21 protein-coding genes are annotated in these 16,618 nt (G+C 63.1%); 7 read left to right on the top strand and 14 right to left on the bottom strand.

Annotated features, from left to right (window positions below; genetic code table 11):
- Window positions 1-5: 5 nt before the first annotated feature.
- Genes BUA69_RS18605 through ftsE form a run of 3 tightly spaced genes read right to left on the bottom strand, consistent with a single transcriptional unit; the run spans window position 6 to window position 2,487 of the window.
- Window positions 6-857 carry a lysophospholipid acyltransferase family protein gene (locus BUA69_RS18605; RefSeq protein ID WP_160300115.1) on the bottom strand — a complete coding sequence of 284 codons (852 nt, stop codon included), beginning with the start codon at window positions 855-857 and terminating at the stop codon, window positions 6-8.
- Between the two features lie 45 nt (window positions 858-902).
- Window positions 903-1,832 carry a cell division protein FtsX gene (locus BUA69_RS18600; protein ID WP_046134561.1) on the bottom strand — a complete coding sequence of 310 codons (930 nt, stop codon included), beginning with the start codon at window positions 1,830-1,832 and terminating at the stop codon, window positions 903-905.
- Entirely contained in the window at window positions 1,825-2,487 is a 663-nt protein-coding gene (gene ftsE / locus BUA69_RS18595) for a cell division ATP-binding protein FtsE (protein WP_046134560.1), read from the bottom strand. The genes BUA69_RS18600 and ftsE overlap by 8 nt, the downstream gene beginning before the upstream one ends.
- A gap of 220 nt (window positions 2,488-2,707) precedes the next feature.
- Here ftsE and BUA69_RS18590 point away from each other — a divergent pair, with 220 nt between their 5' ends.
- Complete coding sequence (locus BUA69_RS18590; protein ID WP_072866633.1) at window positions 2,708-3,568, top strand: MJ0042-type zinc finger domain-containing protein; 861 nt, start codon at window positions 2,708-2,710, stop codon at window positions 3,566-3,568.
- A complete protein-coding gene (locus BUA69_RS18585) occupies window positions 3,568-3,978 on the top strand; it encodes a response regulator (RefSeq protein ID WP_046134558.1) in 411 nt (136 codons plus the stop codon). The genes BUA69_RS18590 and BUA69_RS18585 overlap by 1 nt, the downstream gene beginning before the upstream one ends.
- Here BUA69_RS18585 and BUA69_RS18580 read toward each other — a convergent pair.
- The 4 genes from BUA69_RS18580 to argH all read right to left on the bottom strand — a co-directional run bounded on the left by BUA69_RS18580 (window position 3,975) and on the right by argH (window position 8,869).
- A complete protein-coding gene (locus BUA69_RS18580; protein WP_046134557.1) occupies window positions 3,975-5,075 on the bottom strand; it encodes a winged helix DNA-binding domain-containing protein in 1,101 nt (366 codons plus the stop codon). The genes BUA69_RS18585 and BUA69_RS18580 overlap by 4 nt on opposite strands.
- A 139-nt stretch (window positions 5,076-5,214) precedes the next feature.
- Window positions 5,215-6,474 carry a diaminopimelate decarboxylase gene (lysA, locus tag BUA69_RS18575; RefSeq protein ID WP_046134556.1) on the bottom strand — a complete coding sequence of 420 codons (1,260 nt, stop codon included), beginning with the start codon at window positions 6,472-6,474 and terminating at the stop codon, window positions 5,215-5,217.
- Window positions 6,475-6,638: 164 nt separating this feature from the next.
- On the bottom strand, window positions 6,639-7,358 hold the full coding sequence (locus BUA69_RS18570; RefSeq protein WP_143154586.1) for a gamma-glutamylcyclotransferase: 720 nt from the start codon (window positions 7,356-7,358) through the stop codon (window positions 6,639-6,641).
- 62 nt (window positions 7,359-7,420) lie between these two features.
- On the bottom strand, window positions 7,421-8,869 hold the full coding sequence (gene argH / locus BUA69_RS18565) for an argininosuccinate lyase (RefSeq protein WP_178371408.1): 1,449 nt from the start codon (window positions 8,867-8,869) through the stop codon (window positions 7,421-7,423).
- 21 nt (window positions 8,870-8,890) lie between these two features.
- On the opposite strand from argH, the gene BUA69_RS18560 reads away from it, so the two are divergent.
- Entirely contained in the window at window positions 8,891-9,556 is a 666-nt protein-coding gene (locus BUA69_RS18560; protein WP_046134554.1) for a TlpA family protein disulfide reductase, read from the top strand.
- 6 nt (window positions 9,557-9,562) lie between these two features.
- Here the strand turns inward: BUA69_RS18560 and BUA69_RS18555 are convergent, their stop codons facing one another.
- Window positions 9,563-9,784, bottom strand: a complete 222-nt coding sequence (locus BUA69_RS18555; RefSeq protein WP_046134553.1) for a hypothetical protein — start codon at window positions 9,782-9,784, stop codon at window positions 9,563-9,565.
- Window positions 9,785-9,789: 5 nt separating this feature from the next.
- A complete protein-coding gene (locus tag BUA69_RS18550; RefSeq protein WP_046134552.1) occupies window positions 9,790-9,972 on the bottom strand; it encodes a hypothetical protein in 183 nt (60 codons plus the stop codon).
- 222 nt (window positions 9,973-10,194) lie between these two features.
- On the opposite strand from BUA69_RS18550, the gene BUA69_RS18545 reads away from it, so the two are divergent.
- The gene (locus tag BUA69_RS18545; protein WP_046134551.1) at window positions 10,195-11,337 is read left to right on the top strand and encodes a GGDEF domain-containing protein; all 1,143 of its coding nucleotides are present in this window, start codon (window positions 10,195-10,197) and stop codon (window positions 11,335-11,337) included.
- Here the strand turns inward: BUA69_RS18545 and BUA69_RS18540 are convergent.
- The 4 genes from BUA69_RS18540 to BUA69_RS18525 are packed head-to-tail and all read right to left on the bottom strand — an operon-like array spanning window position 11,300 to window position 13,730.
- A complete protein-coding gene (locus BUA69_RS18540; RefSeq protein ID WP_046134550.1) occupies window positions 11,300-11,983 on the bottom strand; it encodes a rhomboid family intramembrane serine protease in 684 nt (227 codons plus the stop codon). The genes BUA69_RS18545 and BUA69_RS18540 overlap by 38 nt on opposite strands.
- Before the next feature lie 35 nt (window positions 11,984-12,018).
- Window positions 12,019-12,609, bottom strand: coding sequence for a cob(I)yrinic acid a,c-diamide adenosyltransferase (locus BUA69_RS18535; RefSeq protein WP_046134549.1), 591 nt, complete (start codon window positions 12,607-12,609; stop codon window positions 12,019-12,021).
- The gene (locus BUA69_RS18530) at window positions 12,609-12,812 is read right to left on the bottom strand and encodes a twin transmembrane helix small protein (protein WP_046134548.1); all 204 of its coding nucleotides are present in this window, start codon (window positions 12,810-12,812) and stop codon (window positions 12,609-12,611) included. Before BUA69_RS18530 ends, BUA69_RS18535 begins: the two co-directional genes overlap by 1 nt.
- Before the next feature lie 18 nt (window positions 12,813-12,830).
- Window positions 12,831-13,730, bottom strand: a complete 900-nt coding sequence (locus BUA69_RS18525) for a LysR family transcriptional regulator (protein WP_046134547.1) — start codon at window positions 13,728-13,730, stop codon at window positions 12,831-12,833.
- 85 nt (window positions 13,731-13,815) lie between these two features.
- On the opposite strand from BUA69_RS18525, the gene BUA69_RS18520 reads away from it, so the two are divergent.
- On the top strand, window positions 13,816-14,763 hold the full coding sequence (locus BUA69_RS18520; RefSeq protein ID WP_046134546.1) for an NAD-dependent epimerase/dehydratase family protein: 948 nt from the start codon (window positions 13,816-13,818) through the stop codon (window positions 14,761-14,763).
- Here BUA69_RS18520 and gluQRS read toward each other — a convergent pair.
- Window positions 14,760-15,638 (bottom strand): tRNA glutamyl-Q(34) synthetase GluQRS, encoded by an 879-nt coding sequence (gene gluQRS / locus BUA69_RS18515; protein WP_046134545.1) that lies wholly within the window; start codon window positions 15,636-15,638, stop codon window positions 14,760-14,762. The two genes, BUA69_RS18520 and gluQRS, sit on opposite strands and share 4 nt — an antisense overlap.
- Between gluQRS and BUA69_RS18510 the strand changes: the two genes are divergently transcribed.
- Window positions 15,637-16,296: a DNA-3-methyladenine glycosylase family protein gene (locus tag BUA69_RS18510; RefSeq protein ID WP_046134544.1), complete on the top strand. Its 660-nt coding sequence runs from the start codon at window positions 15,637-15,639 to the stop codon at window positions 16,294-16,296. The genes gluQRS and BUA69_RS18510 overlap by 2 nt on opposite strands.
- A gap of 73 nt (window positions 16,297-16,369) precedes the next feature.
- On the top strand, window positions 16,370-16,618 hold a 249-nt coding region (locus BUA69_RS18505; protein WP_143154584.1), incomplete at its 3' end, for an IS5 family transposase.

Here is a 16,618-nt window from a genome sequence, read left to right as displayed (position 1 = left end):
AGTGATTAGCGGGCCTTGGAGCGCGATCCCTTGCGGGTATCAATAGCGGCACGCAGACGATCGTCTATGGGGCGGGACAGGCCGCGATCGATCGCATCAAAGATCAGCTCATCCGATTCTGTTTCGATGGCAGCTTTAAGGTGCTCCTGGAAAACATTTGGCGCCAGTCCCGGCTCAATTGGGGCCAAGAACTTGGCTTCGGCGGTGCCCGGCCAGATCACGAGGCTATTGCGGCCCCAGAACAGACCCGAATTGAGCGCTACCGGCACCACCGGCACATTGAGCTCGGCATAGAGTCGGCCAATGCCCTGCCGATATTCAGCGGGGGCGAGCGGCGCCTTGCGGGTGCCTTCGGGGAAAATCACGATGCGGCAGCCGCGTTCGATAGCAGCATGGGCCTGGCGCATCATCGAGGGAATGGCCTCGGCGCCCTTCTTGCGGTCGACTTCGATACAGTCGAGCGAGCGGGCGGCCCAGCCGAAGAAGGGGATGCGCATCAGCTCCTTCTTGACGATATAGGCAGGACGGCCGGTATGGGGGAAGATGGCGAAGACATCCCAATCGCTCTGGTGCTTGGCGGCAATGATGCAGCCGCCCTCGGGGATGTTCTCGGTGCCGGTGACCTTGGTGCGGACACCGGCGATCCAGCGCAGCATCGACAGGTTGGACCGGCACCAGTATTTGGCAATGTTCCAGCTGAGAATGGTGCGGCCACCGGTCACCAGCGCAATGGTGCCGATGCTGACGGCGACAAGCACCGTTTGTCCGATGAAAAAGATATAGAACAGAGCGGACCGAATTGCCTGGACGACCATATGCTTGTCTCGCTCCTGCGCCTGGGCGCCGTGCGCCCTCATGCGCGCCGTCATAGCGGGCGTGAGGGGACTTGGCTAGAGAAAGGCTCAGGAAGTCTCGGCCAGGAAGCGTTGCGTCGTGGTGCGCGAGGTTATGGCAGTGAGCGCGGCGATCACCGGGACGACAGCGGCAATGCCCAGAATTCCATCGATACCGAGGGCAAAACGCCCGAACAGCACGCCGACCTGGGCACTGGCTTCGCCCGACAGGACGTTGCCGGCGGCCATGCCGACCAGGGCGAAGAACAGGACCGCTGCGAGGGCGCCCAGCAGGCCGCCTTGCAGGCCGATAGACAGAAACCGCCCCTGGAATTCGCCGGCAATGAACTTGTTGGAGGCCCCGATATAGTGGAGCACGTCGACAATTTCGCGGTTGGAAGCCATGGCGCCGCGGGTGGCAAAGACGATAGCAAGAACGGTCGCAATCCCGATCAGGGTTAGCACCATCAGCCCGGAAATCACCACGGCGCCGGCCATGGTGTTGAGTTGTTGGCGCCAGGCGGCATGGGTGTCCAGGCTTGCGCCCTTGATGGCGCCGAGATTACGCGTCAGCCCTTCGATATCGGCATCCGTCGGATCGGCGAGTTGCACGATGACGAGGCGCGGCACTTCAATGGCCGTGAGATCGAGGCCGGCACCGAGCCAGGGCTCAAGCAGCTTTTCGCTTTCGGCCAGGGTCAAGGCATGGGCGGCAGCGACGCCGGGCGTGGCTTCGGCCAGCGCAACGGCGGTGCGCAGGTTGGATTCCATCACCTCCCCCTCGACCGGGCGGATCTGGATGGTGACTTCGCGGCCGACATCGGACGACCAAGCGATCGCGGATTTCTGCACCAGCACCACGCCACCAAGCGTCACCGCCGACAGGAAGCTCATGATCGTAATCATCAGCAGCAGGGTGCGGCCAGCGACGCTGCGCTCGGGCACGATCTGGGCCCCGCCGCCGCGGCGCGGCAGGAAAGATTTCAGTTGCTCAATCATGGATCACCAACTCGCCCCTGGAGAGCAACATGCGCGGATAGGAGAACTGGTCGAGCAAGGGCAATTCGTGGGTGGCCAGAATGATGGTCATGCCCAGCGTGCGGTTAAGTTCGGCAAACAGGTGCACCAGGCGGCTCGACAGGTCCGGATCGACATTGCCGGTGGGCTCGTCTGCGAGCAGCACTTTGGGGCGGGCGATGACGGCGCGGGCAATGGCAGCACGCTGTTTCTCACCACCAGAGAGCAGTGAGGGTAGTGCGTTCATGCGTTCGCCCAACCCGACCCATTCGAGCAATTCGGTGACATTGGGGCGATACTCGCTCTCGGGCTGACCCAGGACGCGCAGCGGCAGGGCAACGTTTTCAAACGTGGTCAGATGGTCGAGCAGGCGGAATTCCTGGAAGACGATGCCAATATGGCGGCGCATCTGCAGCAGGCGGTCCTGGCTGAGGTCGGAAACGTCCTCGCCGAACATGGTGACGCGGCCGCGCGATGGCTTGAGCGACAGCAGCAGCAGGCGCAGCAAGCTGGTCTTGCCGGCGCCTGAAGGGCCGGTCAGGAAGTGGAACGAGCCCGGCTCGATCGAAAAGGTCAGGTCCCGCAGGATTTCTGGACCATTGCCGTAGCGCAGGCCCACATCGGAAAACTCGATCAATACAGGCGGCTCCCAATGTTGCGAACGTTACCGGTCGGATCGCCTGACGCGAATCAGGCGTGCGGCCAGTGTATCAGGGTGCGAACCGCATGGCGGCAGCAGGCAGGCTTTGGGATGTGAATACGGTGCAAATGTGGTGCGCCGCCCGCAGGTTTGAGGAGTATTAACACCCTCCGGCTAGGGTCAGGGTCGGCATATTGCCCTCCCCACACGCGGCCGCATGATAATTACCTGTCCTCATTGCCAGACACGATACCAGGTGACCTATGAGGCCATCGGTGCGGCTGGCCGTAAAGTACAGTGTGCCCACTGCCAGGGCGCCTGGAAACAGGTGGCGCTGGATGTCGTCCCGCCTGACTCGGACGACAAGCTTTCCAATAATATGGCCGAGGATGGACTCGACGAAATCATGGCTGATGAAGAGCGCCGCGTTGCGGCTGAACTTGCGGCGCGACTGGCCGCGGTGGCCGAGCAACAGGCAGCGACCGACGCGAATGCGGACAGTATCGATCCGGTGCTGATCCGCAATCGGCAGAAGGCGTTTTCGCGGCGTCAGAACGCCCGAGCCGCAACCTTGCCGCTAGGGCAGGTGCGCCGCGCTGCGCGCATTATGGGCAGCCTGGTGCTGGTCGGGCTGCTGGCTGTCGCTTATTTCGGGCGTGTGCAGATCGTCGAGCAGTTTCCGGCTGCAGCGGGGCTATATGGAAAGGTCGGGCTTGGGGTCAATGTGATCGGGCTCGACATTTCCGGCATCCAGACCATGCGCACGAGGCGCGATGGCAAGGACGTGTTGGTGGTTTCGGCCGAACTGGTCGGGCTGAAGCCTGTGCCGGTGGTTATCCCGCCCGTGGTGGTGACCTTGCTGAACGAGGCGGGCGAGGCCATCTATGAGTGGAGTCTGACGCCGCAGGTCCGTGACCTGATGGCGGGCGAAAGCGCGATGATCGAAACACAATTGACGCAGCCGCCTGCCGATGCGGCACGGGTGCGACTGAGCTTTACGGGCGCAGGCTCGGTTCCAGGGGCCGCCGCCAAGTCAGCGGCAGGGGCCGCCGCAGCAATCTCGGGAAAGGACCACTGATGGCTCGCATACTTGTCGCCGAAGACGATCCATCCGTCCGGGCCTTCGTCGTCAGCGCCCTGACCATGAAGGGGCACGAAGTGGTGGCAGAGGAAGATGGCGGCCTGGCCGCCGAAACGGCCGATGCCGAGCATGGCCGGTTCGACCTGATGCTGTCAGATATCAAGATGCCGATCATGGACGGCATCGCGCTGGCGCTGCATGTGGCGGCCAAGTATCCGCAGATGATCATCGTGCTCATGACCGGCTTTGCCGATCAGCGCGAGCGTGCCCACGGGCTGGATGCGCTGATCTATGATGTCATCGTCAAGCCGTTCACGCTGGCGGACCTGCTGGCCAAGATCGACGATGCACTGGCGGGCAAGCCGGTGGAAGTGGTGTCGCTGGCGCGCCAGGCCATGCAGGGCTAGGCCGGCGCGGCGACAAACTCAGCGTCGATGACTGCCTTTCCCTCGGTGAGGAAATGCGCCATGGCGCGACCCTCCTGCTCGACTTCGGCAAGCGCGCGTTGGCGGAGCCGTTTGAACTGGATGATGGTCAGGCGGACATTGTCTTTCCTGCGCGCGAGAGACCATTTTCCGGCGATAAAGCCATCATGGGTAAAGGTGGGTGGATAGCCATTGACCATAGGCATCAGCCGTTTGGCCTCCGGTGGCTGGATGCGGAGCCGGTTGGCATAGCCCAGCAAGACATTGTCATATTCGGGCAGAAAGCGGACGGGCGCCGGCGTGTCGGCATCGGGGCGCGCCGCATCGGGAAGATCGTAGAGCGTGCGGCCGTCTTCAGCGGTGAAAGTCGCCAATTGCGGGCGCAGGCTCTCGAGTATGGGGGCCAGGCGGGTGAGGCCGCACCAGGTCTGCATATCGCTGATGCTGGCGGGGCCAAAAGCGGCCAGATAGCGCAGCGTCAACTGCTTGAGATCGGCCGGTTCGGCGAGACCGCAGCCGAGCCAGTTTTCCAGGCGCGACAGCAGCGGTGCGCCGCCATGGCCCCAGATGCGGGTCGGTGGAATCTGGATCAGCGTTTCCAGGCATTGCAGCACCTGCGCCAGCACTCGCGGATCCCCATCCGGCCAGGATTGCACCAATTGCTTGCCCAACTCGCCCGCGGTCATCGGCTGCTGATCGAGAAGCGCAACACCCCGTGCATGCAGCGCGGGGCGAGCGGCATTGGTGGCGCTGGCCTTGGCGGCTGAAAGGAATGTGCGCTCCAGCATCGGCTGCACCAGCGGGCGGATCGACAGCAGGTCGGGCACAGTATGCAGGTGCAGCGTGGAACGCATGGTGGTCGCGCGTAGCAGCGATTTGTCCAGGATGGCAGCAGTCAGTGATGCCGGGGTGAAGCCGTCGAGGCGGCTCCACAGCGCCTGATAGGGGCCATTGGTGGTCTGGGCCTGCAGACCGATGAGCAGATCGACGGCGTCGATGACTGGCATGGCGGTGCGCTGCAGCAAGAGCTGGCGTGCCAGCGTGGCGCGGTTGAGCTGGCGATTGGTGAGCGTGGTCATCGATATCTCCTAAGGCCAGGAGAGTATGATGCGGGGGTGCTGACAAGCCCTGTCAGCATCGGTTTGCGTCACTTCGCACACTCGGTATCACCCCGGCTTTCGCCGGGATGACAGTCGGTGGGCGTGATGCGGTCGGCGCCTAGAGCCAGTCGGGGACGCTGTCGAGCGCCAGCAGCTCGTCGATGGATTTGCGGGGGCGGATGACGTGGAAGCGGTCGCCGTCGACCAGGATTTCGGGGATCAGCGGGCGCGAATTGTAGGTCGAGGCCATGACGGCGCCATAGGCGCCGGCGCTCATGACGGCGAGCAGATCGCCCTCCTTCACGCCCGGCATGGTGCGGGCCTTGGCAAGGTAGTCACCGGTCTCGCAGACCGGCCCGACGATATCGGCGGTGATCGGGGCGAGGTTGGAGTGATTGACCGGCACCACATCGTGGTGGGCCTCATAAAGGGTCGGGCGAAGCAGGTCGTTCATCGCCGCGTCGACGATGACGAAATTGGTGCCGCCTTCCTTCACATACTCGACCTTGGTGACCATGATGCCGGCATTGCCGACCAATAGGCGCCCGGGTTCGATGACCAGCTTGACGCCGAGTTGTTCGACCTTGGCGCGCACTACTGATGCATAGGCCTCCGGGCGCGGCGGGGCGTCTTCCTCGGCGTTATAGGGAATGCCGAGACCGCCGCCGACATCGACATGCTCAAGCTGGTGGCCATCGGCGCGCAGCTGCGTCACCAGCTCGGCGAGCAGGGTGAAGGCATCGCCGAAGGGTTCGAGGTCGGTGATCTGGCTGCCGATATGCATGTCGACGCCAACCGGCTGCACATTGGCCATCTCGGCAATGCGGGCATAGACCTCGCGGGCGCGGGCATAGGGGATGCCGAACTTGTTTTCGGCCTTGCCGGTGGAAATCTTGGCGTGGGTACGGGCATCGACATCGGGGTTGATGCGCACCGAGACGCGCGCAATCTTGCCCATGCTGGACGCGACCATGTCGAGGCGTTCCAGCTCGGGTTCGCTTTCGACATTGAAGCAGTGAATTCCGACTTCCAGGCCCCGGCGCATTTCGGCGACGGTCTTGGCGACGCCGGAAAACACGATCATTTCCGGCTTGATGCCGGCGGCCAAGGCACGTTCAAGTTCGCCCAGCGAGACCACGTCGGCGCCGGCGCCTTCGGAGGCCATCAGCTTGAGCACGGCCTGGTTGGAATTGGCTTTCATCGCATAAGCGAGCAGGGTCGGAATGCCCTCAAAGGCCGCCTTGACCACGCGGACATGGCGACGGAGCGTCGCCGATGAATAGACATAGAACGGGGTGCCCACCTTGGCGGCGAGTTCGTTCAGGTTGATGTCCTCGGCATAGAGGGTGCCGTCGCGATGCTCGAAATGGTGGACCAAGGATGTGACTTTCCGGGTTTCCCCACCGCCCGTCCCCCCCGCGAAAGCCGGGGTCCAGTTTCGCTGTAAAGAAAACTGGATTCCGGCTCTCGCCGGAATGACACGGTGGGTGTGTCATGTTGGCAAGACCTCTATGCCAGAGGTCTCAAAAACAAAAGCAAGACTTATCGATCCAGCCCATAAGCCGCTTCGATGCGCCGGGCGACCAGCTCCTGGAGCTGCCAGAGATGGGGGTCCTGAATGCCCATGTCCTCGAGGTGCTTGACGGTGGCGAACAGATATTCGGCCATGGAGCCGCGGCTGCCGACAGCCTTGGCCAGCACGTCGGCGATGGCCTCGTTGGAAAGGCCGGTCACATAGCGGCCGGACTGGCGGTCGATGCAGAAGGTGAGGGCGCGAATGACGCGGTCACCGCTGCGGGCATTGACCCAGCGCGGCGGGAAGGGCGAGGGCCGCCAGCTCATTTCGCGTTCGAACAGCTTGACGAAATTGTCTTCGATCCGGTCGGGCGGCAGGCGATAGAGCGCACCCTTGCAGGCGCCGCCGCGGTCCAGCGCCAGCATCAGGCCGGGATTTTCGTCGCTGCCGCGGTGGCGATTGTTCCAGCCGAGGCAGAAGGCGCGATGCCAGCCGCGGACCAGGCCGGTGCGAATTTCGACAAAATCGCAGGCTGGCTTCCAGATGAGGGAGCCATAGGCGAAGATCCAGATCTCCGGCAGTTTGGGTTCCTGCGCCATGAGCTCGGCCATGGTGGCGAGGTGGTCGTCGCGGGTCGCGGCATGCATGCCCTCGGGCGGCGGCGGCAGGATTTCCGAGATGGTGTCCGGTTGCAGCAAGGCGACATGACGTTCGGACAGGCGCATCTGTCGGGTCTGTCTGCTCACCGGCGGCTCCGTTTATTGCCCCCTCCCAGAGGGAGAGGGCAAGCGTGGCCTATTCGCAGGGCCTATTCAACCCCGCCATCGCCGTGGCCGCCATGCTTCTTCTTGGCCAAGGGGCGCGGCTCATGGGCTTCGCCCGTCAGGATGGTTTTCCAGCGCGCCGCCTGGGCCAGCACATTGGCCGGGGCGGTGCCGCCATAGCTCTGGCGAGCGGCGACGGAGGCTTCGACGGTCACGACCTTGTGGATGCGGCTATCGATGCGCGAATCGACGGACTTGAAGTCCTCGATGGTCAGGCCCTCGAGACCGCAATCCTTCTGTTCGGCTAGGGCAACGATCTGACCGGTGATGTGGTGGGCATCGCGGAAGGGGATGTTGACCTCGCGCACCAGCCAGTCGGCAATGTCGGTGGCGGTGGAGAAGCCGGCGCTGGCCGAGGCGCGCATGCGCTCGCGATTGGCGGTCATGTCGCTGACCATGCCGGTCATCGCCGCCAGCGACAGCGACAGGGAATCAAGGGCGTCGAAAGCGACCTCCTTGTCTTCCTGCATGTCCTTGGAATAGGCGAGGGGCAGGCCCTTCATCACCACGATCAGGCTGGTCAGGGCGCCCAGGATGCGGCCGATCTTGGCGCGCACCAGCTCGGCGGCGTCCGGATTGCGCTTCTGCGGCATGATCGAGGAGCCGGTGGTGAACTTGTCGCTCAACCGGACGAAGCCGAACTGGGCCGATGACCAGATCACCATTTCCTCGGCAAAGCGGCTGAGGTGCATGGCGCAGATCGAGGCAGCTGCCAGGGTTTCGAGGATGAAGTCGCGGTCCGAGACGGCATCGAGCGAATTGGCGGTGGGGCGGTCGAAGCCCAGCTGTTCGGCCGTGCGGTCGCGATCGATAGGATAGGGGGTGCCGGCCAGGGCGGCGGAGCCGAGCGGGCTTTCATTGAGGCGCTTGCGGGCATCGAGGAGACGACCGGCATCGCGGCCGAGCATTTCGACATAGGCCAGCAGGTGGTGGCCAAAGGTCACCGGCTGGGCGCTCTGCAGATGGGTAAAGCCGGGCATGATGGTTTCGGCTTCTGCTTCGGCACGATTGACCAGAGCCAGCTGCAGGGTCGTGACCTGGATGACCAGCGTGTCGATGGTGTCGCGGACATAAAGCTTGAAATCGGTGGCAACCTGATCGTTGCGCGAGCGCGCCGTATGCAGGCGCCCGGCGGCATCGCCGATCTTTTCGCGCAGACGGCTTTCGACATTCATGTGAATGTCCTCGAGCGCACGCGAGAAAGTGAACGTGCCAGCCTCGATCTCGGCGAGCACCTCGGTTAGACCGGCGACGATGGCGTCGCGGTCAGTCTGCGTCAGAATGCCCGTCTCGGCGAGCATTGTGGCATGGGCGATCGATCCGGCAATATCTTGCCTATAGAGTCGCTGGTCAAAGCCGATTGAGGCATTGATCTCTTCCATGATGGCGTCGGGGCCAGTCGAAAACCGTCCGCCCCACATCTTGTTGCTCATCATCTATTCCCTGGAGCTCGCATGACCGAAAAAAGCACACCCCACAGCGAGAAGTCACCGCTTCCCCGGCTGTTCCTGACTCTGGGGCTTGCCAGCGTGGGCGTAGCTATATCGGCCTGGCTTTTCCTAAGCAATGCCGGTGCGGAGGCGAAGGAATGTCCGGTGCAGGCCGAAGCCGCTGCCGCCATCGATGCCGCTGCGGTGGGTGAACTGGCCGCACTCAATGGCACTGGCGAGGGCCGGGGCTATTCGACCATGGCCTTCAAGGACGCGGCGGGCGTCGACACCACTATCGGCGCGTTCAAGGGCAAGGCGCTGCTGGTCAATTTCTGGGCCAGCTGGTGCGTGCCATGCCGCGAGGAAATGCCGGCGCTCGATGCCCTGGCCACCAAGTACAATTCCGACGACTTCATGGTGCTGCCGATCAATCTCGATATCGGCGAGGGCGGGCTGGAAAAGGCCAAGGCCTTCCTCGATGAGGGCCAGTTCGAGAACCTGCCGCTTTATGCCGATTCGACCTTTTCGGCGTTCGAGCGGCTGAAGCGCGAGGCGGTGGCGATCGGCCTGCCGGCAACGCTGGTTCTGGACGAGAATGGCTGTGAACTGGCCGTGTTGCAGGGACCGGCCGAATGGCACACGCCCGATGGCGAAGCCGTGGTCGAGGCGCTGCTTGCGCTCAGGAAGTAACGACGGCTAGATCAGTCGGTCGACGGCGAAACCGCTGTCGACCACCGGCGCCTGGCCCTCGCCGTCGGGGTTCTGAGCGGCGTTTTCGGCTTTTGATTGTTCGATGGCGAGCTGCAATTCCATGTGCAGCATTGCCGCCTTGGCCGGTCCTGCTGTCTGTGGCGTGCTTTCGCGAACCACGATGCGGTTGATCATGACGGCGGGATTGATAGCGAGATCGTTGCTCATCGCGATCAGGCCTGCTTGTCGACCTTGAGCCCCTGGCCCGGCGGCGGCGGTGCCAAGGTGTTCTCGGTCAGCATGGAGATGAGGTTCATCTCCATCTCATGGGTCTTCTTGAGCATAGTGGTCTGAATGGAGCCATGCGTCGCTGCCGTGCGAGCCGACACCAATTGCATGCTCAGATCGGTATCCATTGCCGCCTCCCGTCATGCGACGTTCAAGCTGGGACGTCCAAGCGCCCACCCTAGCGGGGGACGGTAAACGATCCTTTGGCATAAAGGCGCACTTGTCCAGCAAACCGCGGCGTCTATACTTACCATTTATTAACGGCGTCGGCCGGCTCACCGCACCCATAGGCCACCCCAGTCCGTATATAGGAGCAGCGATTCGAATCGCCCTCGGGCAAGGCATGGTGAATGATCGATACTGATATTTTTCTGGTCTTGGTCAATGGCATAGGTCTGATGGGCTTGGTCGCTATTGCCTTTGGAATCGTTGAGCGGCTGAGCTGGCCGCGCCAGCTGCGCTCGGCCTGTCAGGGCCTGATTTTCGGTGCCGGAGCGATGCTGGCCATGCTGTCGCCAGCCGAGATGCCCAATGGCGTATTAATTGATATGCGCGCCATCATTGTCGCCTTTGCCGCGGCGTTTGGCGGTTGGCCCGCGGCCGTGTTCGCGGGCGTGCTTGCAGCGTTGTTTCGGCTCTGGATCGGTGGCGCGGGGGCGACGTTGGGCGCTTTCGGCATCGTGGTGGCAGCAGGACTGGGCCTGGCCTGGCGGCGGTGGCTGCGTCCAAAAGGGCGGCTCAAGGCGCAGCACCTGACCGTGCTCGGGGTCGTGGCGAGTCTCTACCTCCTGGTGGGATTTGTGCAGGGCATGTCCGGCTGGACATTGGTGCTGATCGTCGCGCCCTATATCCTCGTGGCCTCGGTCTTTGCTTCGGTGGTGCTGGGGCTGTTTCTGGATCGCGAACTCAACCAGATTGCGCGCGAAGAGCACTGGAAAACGCGGGCATTGACCGATCCGCTGACGGCCCTGCCGAACCGACGGGCCTTCGAGCGCGGCATGGCGCTGTTGCGGCTCACCCGCAACGAGGCAGCGCTGCTGATCATCGATCTTGATCACTTCAAAGACATCAACGATACGCATGGTCATGCGGCCGGCGACTATGTGTTGCAGCGGGTGGCCCTGGCGCTACGTACCCATGTGCGCCAACGCGATCTTGTCGCGCGGCTCGGCGGCGAGGAGATGGCGGTGCTGCTGCCGGATACCAATCTGGCGCGGGCGCGTCAGATTGCCGGGCGGTTGCGGCGGGCGGTCGAGAATTTGCAGATCGAATGGGATGGTCCGGTGATCGGTGTCACCGCCAGTATCGGCGTCGCGGTCAATCGGGGCGATGTGCCGGCCGTGCAGATGTTTGCGCGGGCCGATGGGGCGCTCTATGCCGCCAAGCGCGATGGCCGCAACCGGGTCAGCGTGGCCGAAGAGATGCGCGATGTCACCCCAATCGGGCCGCTGCCGGTCAGCGCCCGCCCCAGAGGGGCACCGCGCGTCGCTTGAGTGTGGCGGCCAGCACCATGCCGGCGAGGAAGCCGCCGAGATGGGCCCACCAGGCCACCGGCTCATTGGAGCCGATGACGAGGAAAAACAGCTGCGTGGCAATCCAGAAGCCCAGCATCCAGAAAGCCGGGATCGGCAGCGGAATGGGAATGACAATGCGCGCCAGCACGAACACCCGTGCATGTGGATAGAGCAGGACATAGGCCCCCATGACCCCCGCCACCGCGCCCGAGGCGCCGATCAGCGGGCTGATATCATTGGGGTTGAACGCCAGATGGGCGAGCCCGGCAAGGGCAGCACAGGCGAGGTAAAACACCAGGAAGCGGACATGGCCCATGGCGTCTTCGATATTGTCACCGAAGACCCAGAGAAACAGCATGTTGGACAGCAGGTGCATCCAGTTGGCGTGCAGGAACGCATAAGTGAACAGGCCCGCCCAATCGGGCAGCCAGGGCAGCGGCTGCGGATAGACATCGCGCACCACGATCGGGATCATGCCAAATTCCACCGCCAGCAGATCGAAGCTCGACTGGGGCAGCATGGCCTGGATCAGATAGACCAGCGTCGTGAAGGCCATCAGGCCATAGGTGACATAGGGCACCTGCAAGTGGCGCAGCGGGTTGGTGTCGTGGAGCGGCAGGAACATCAGGCGATACCTTCACGACGGGCTGGCAGGGGGCATCAGCCCTTTTTGGTGTCGCCGTAATTGCCGGGAACCCAGAGCACATCCTTGGTGCCGTTGGCGTTGGCAACGCGGCCGAGGACGAACAGCAAGTCGGAGAGCCGGTTGAGATAGCGGATGGCTTCCGGATTGACGTCGGGTTCGGCGGCGGCCAGCTCGACGGTGATGCGTTCGGCGCGGCGCGTTACGGTGCGCGCAATGTGCATCGCGACTGCCAGGGCACTGCCGCCGGGGAGCACGAAGCTGCGCAGCGGTTCCAGCGCATCGTTGAAATGATCGATCTGCTTTTCCAGCCAGAGCGTCTGCACTGCGGTGACATGCAGCGATGGCGGGGCGTCAGCAGCATCGGCGCCCGGCGTGGCAAGATCGGAGCCGACGTCGAAGAGGTCGTTCTGGACGCGCGACAGCACCATGTCGATCTTTGGCATCGTGCCGGTATTGAGGCGCGCCTGGCCGACAAAGGCATTGGCTTCGTCAACCGTGCCATAGGCCTCGACGCGCAGGTCGCACTTGGCGCGGCGCGGGCCGCGCACCAGACCCGTCGTGCCGTCGTCACCGGTCTTGGTATAGATGACGTTGAGCTTGACCATCAGCCGCGCCCGCCGCCGCCAAAGAAGAACAGCGCCGCCAGCAGAAGTACCAAAGCTACGGCCTGGCCCATGACCCGCAGGCGCATCAGTTTCTGGCTGGTATTGCCAGAGCCGCCCTTGAGCATGTTCCAGAGGCCCAGGCCGAGCACCACGACGACGAAGATGAGTGCGAGTGCGATGGCGAAATTGAGTGCTGTCTGCATGATATCCTGCCGATAAACCTAAACGTTCGAGCCGCTGATATAGCCCACAAGACCCTCGGCCAGAGCATCATAAATGGCACGGATTCGGTAGCTGGTGAACAGCTCCTTGTGTGTGGTGAGCCACACCTCGAGCGGTGGGATGGCCAGGTCGAGGTCGAGGATGGTGATATTGGGTGTGCTCTCGGCAAGACTTTGCTGGGCGAAACCGATACCCAATCCGGCTCGGATCAGCTCCCAGATCAGCGGTTGATTGTCGGTGCGCAGGATGAAGTCCTGACGGGTCAGCGGGAAGCCGATGGCATTGGCATGGGCGATGATGGCGTCAGAGCGATCCATGCCGATCAGGTCGTGCTGGCGCAGGTCGTCAATACTGGTGGGAGTGCCCCGCTGCGCCAGGTAATCTGTCCGTGCGCAGGGCACGACGGGCAGGGCGCCGAGGTGGCGGGTCACCAGTTCAAGCTGGGTCGGGCGGAACATGCGAATGGCAATGTCGGCCTCGCGCAGCAGCAGGTTTTCGGCGGAATCCGAGGGCGCGATCTCGATGGCAATGGCGGGATAACGCTGTCGGATCGGACCCAGCAAGCCGGGCAACAGATAGCTCGAAACGACGGTGCTGGCCGTGAGGCGGACAGTGCCGCCGAGGTCAAGCTGGGCGCCTTCAGCGAGGATGGCGGCCTCGGCCAGGGCAGCCTGGGCAGTGCCGACTGGTTCAAAAAGCCGCAGGGCGGTCGCATTGGGTTTGAGGCCGGTCAGCGTGCGCTCGAACAGCGACAGGCCAAGCGCCTGCTCCAGGGCTTCGATGTGACGGCCAAGGGTGGGCTGCGACAGCCCCAACTCGCGGGCGGCGGCCGATAGCGAGCCGTGGGTTATCACTGCGGAAAAGCTGCGCCATAATGACCAGTCTGGCTCGTTATTCATTTTTGAATGTTTGGCCTTTGATTTATGCGAATACCCAAACCTTATTGAATGGAGGATGCTGTGTCCATCACAACGGAGCAGCATCATGAGCAAGGGCAAGATCACCATTCTGGGCATTAATGGCCATGTCGGGCGGGCCGCGGCGGCAGCCTTTGCCGAGGCAGGCTGGAGCGTCAGCGGCTTCGGCCGCAGCAACCGCCATCCACAGGCGGGCGTGAAGTTTATCGCGGGCGATGCCGATAGCGTCGAAGACTTGCGCGCTGCTATCGCCGGCGCCGGTGTGGTCTTCAACGGCCTCAACCTGCCTTACGACAAATGGTTCAATGGCCGGGCCGAGGCGCAGCTGGCTTCGGTGATTGCGGCGATGGGCAGCGATGGCAAGACGATGCTGTTTCCCGGCAATGTCTACAATTATGCGGCAAGTGATCGCCTTATCACGCCCCAGACGCAGCAGCGTCCCGAGCGGCCGCGCGGTGAAATCCGAGTGCGGATGGAAGCCATGCTCAAGGCCGCCTCGGCGCAGGGGGACTTCCAGACTATTGTGCTGCGGGCCGGGGATTTTTATGGACCGGGCAGCCAGCAGGATTGGTTCGACCAGCTGATCCTGCGCGAGGCGGGCAAGGGCAAGGTGACCCTGTCGAGCCATGAAGTGCCCCATAGCTGGGCCTATCTGCCCGATCTGGCCCGCGCCTTTGTGGTGCTGGCCGCGCAGCGGCAGGACCTCGCCAGCTATGAGAACCTGCATTTCCGTGGGCATTTCGCTGCCGCGGGGGAGGTGTTTGCCGCCATCGCGGCAGTGTCGCCGATGAAGCTCACCCGGGTGGCGACGCCGTGGACCATGCTTGGGGCCATGGGGCTGTTCATGCCGGTGATACGCGAAATGGTGAAGATGCGCTATCTCTGGGACAATCCGATGCAGTTGCAGGATGCCCGGCTCGATGCGTTGCTGGGCCCCGATTTCGGCACGCCACTGGCAGAGGCAATGGGCGCGACCGCAGCGCCGTTTTTCCAGCGGCAGGCTCTGGCCGCCTAGAAGCCGAGATAGGTGCGTACATCCTGCGGGGTCCAGCCGGCATCTCGAAGGCTCGCCAGGCTTGGCGAGCCTTTTGACTTGGAGAGCTTGCGGCCCTCGGCGTCGAGGATCAACCTGTGAAAGCTGTAATAGGGCGTGTCGAGATTGAGCAGAAATTGCAGCAGGACGTGGATGTCGGTCGAGGCTTCCATATCGCGGCCGCGGGTCACGTGCGTGATGTGCTGGGCCGCATCATCGACCACGACGCTCAGGTGATAGCTGGTCGGTGTGCCCTTGCGCTGCAGCACGAAATCGCCCCAACGCTCCGGGCGGGCATAGCGGATCTGCGGGCGATCCAAGACGGTGGGGCCGATTACCGAATAAGTGAGCGACCCAGTCATCGCGGTCGCCTTACCCATATCCAGGCGATATTGCACGGCATCGCCGCGCGCCAGTCGCGTCTCCGCCTCATCGGCGGGGAGGTGCCGGCAGGTGCCCGGATAAAGCGGGGCCCCATCGGGATCCCCAGCGCTGGAACGGGCGGCGATATCAGCGCGGCTGCAAAAGCAGGGATAGACAATGTCGAGCCGGCGCAGGGCATTGGCGGCCTGTTCGTAAGCCGGGAAACGCTGGGACTGCCGCATCACCGGCTCGGGCCAATCGAGCCCCAGCCAAGCCAGGTCGGCTTGGATCGCGGCGTCAAATTCGGGTTTACTGCGATCGATGTCGATGTCTTCGATGCGCAACAAAGCCACGCCGCCCAGGAGCGTTGCCGCCTGCCAGGTGAACAGCGCCGAATAGGCATGGCCCAGATGCAAAGGCCCGTTCGGGCTGGGGGCAAATCGCAATATAGGTTGAAATGACACTGCCAAAATTCCTCCAGGCGTTTCTAGCATGAGCCGTTCGTTCCCGTCACCGCGTCTCGATAGTCCCGACGCCATTGCCGTGCATCTCGAGCACCTGGTTCGGCTCGATCCGCGCCTTGCCCTTGTGCGTGAACGGGCAGGCCTTGTCATGCCGCGCATCGCCGAGCCGGGTTTTGCCGGGATCGTCAGGATCATCTGCGGACAGCAATTGTCGGTGGCCAGCGCCAATGCCATCTGGGGGCGGTTTGCCGCCATCGATGGGGCACTGGACCCGATGGGCTATCTTGGGCTCGAGGAAGCAGTGGTGCGCGCCTCGGGTTTTTCAGCGGGCAAGTTCACAACTGTACGCACGATCGCGACCGCCATTGCCAATGGCGAACTGGAGCTGTCGCGGCTGGAAGACCTGCCGCCCGAGGAGGCGGTAGCCTATCTGACAGCGCATAAGGGGATCGGCCAGTGGACGGCGGAGGTCTATCTGATGTTCTGCGCCGGGCATCAGGATGTGTTCCCCGCGGGTGATCTTGCCCTGCAGAAAGCCATGGTTCACGGACTGGGCATTGAGGCGCTGCCCAGGATCGGGCAGTACAGAAATATTGCATCGGCCTGGGCGCCCCACAGGGCAGCTGCAGCGCTGTTGTTCTGGCGATATTACGCCGTTCTCAAATCCCGCGAGGGCGTTGTCGCCTAGGTTCTGAACTCATAAACGGGATTCCCGATTAGGCGCCATCGTGATTCACTCTCCAGGCTAATCGGAGGGTGCGATGGCGCGATTTGATCTGACAGATGTCGAGTGGGAACTCATTAGGCCCCTGTTGCCGAACAAGCCGCGCGGGGTTGCGCGCGTAGACGACCGCAGGGTCCTGAACGGCATATTCTGGGTGTTGAGAACCGGTTCGCCCTGGCGCGACCTGCCCGAGCGCTATGGACCCTCGACAACGGTCTACAACCGCTTCAACCGTTGGGCCAAGGCTGGCGTGTGGGTGCGGGTGTTCCAGGTTCTTGCCGCAAAG

It is taken from the genome of Devosia limi DSM 17137 (assembly GCF_900128975.1).
Taxonomy (GTDB): Bacteria; Pseudomonadota; Alphaproteobacteria; order Rhizobiales; family Devosiaceae; genus Devosia; species Devosia limi.
Note: the sequence above shows the minus strand (reverse complement) of the source record. Positions and strands in the feature narration are given on the sequence as shown.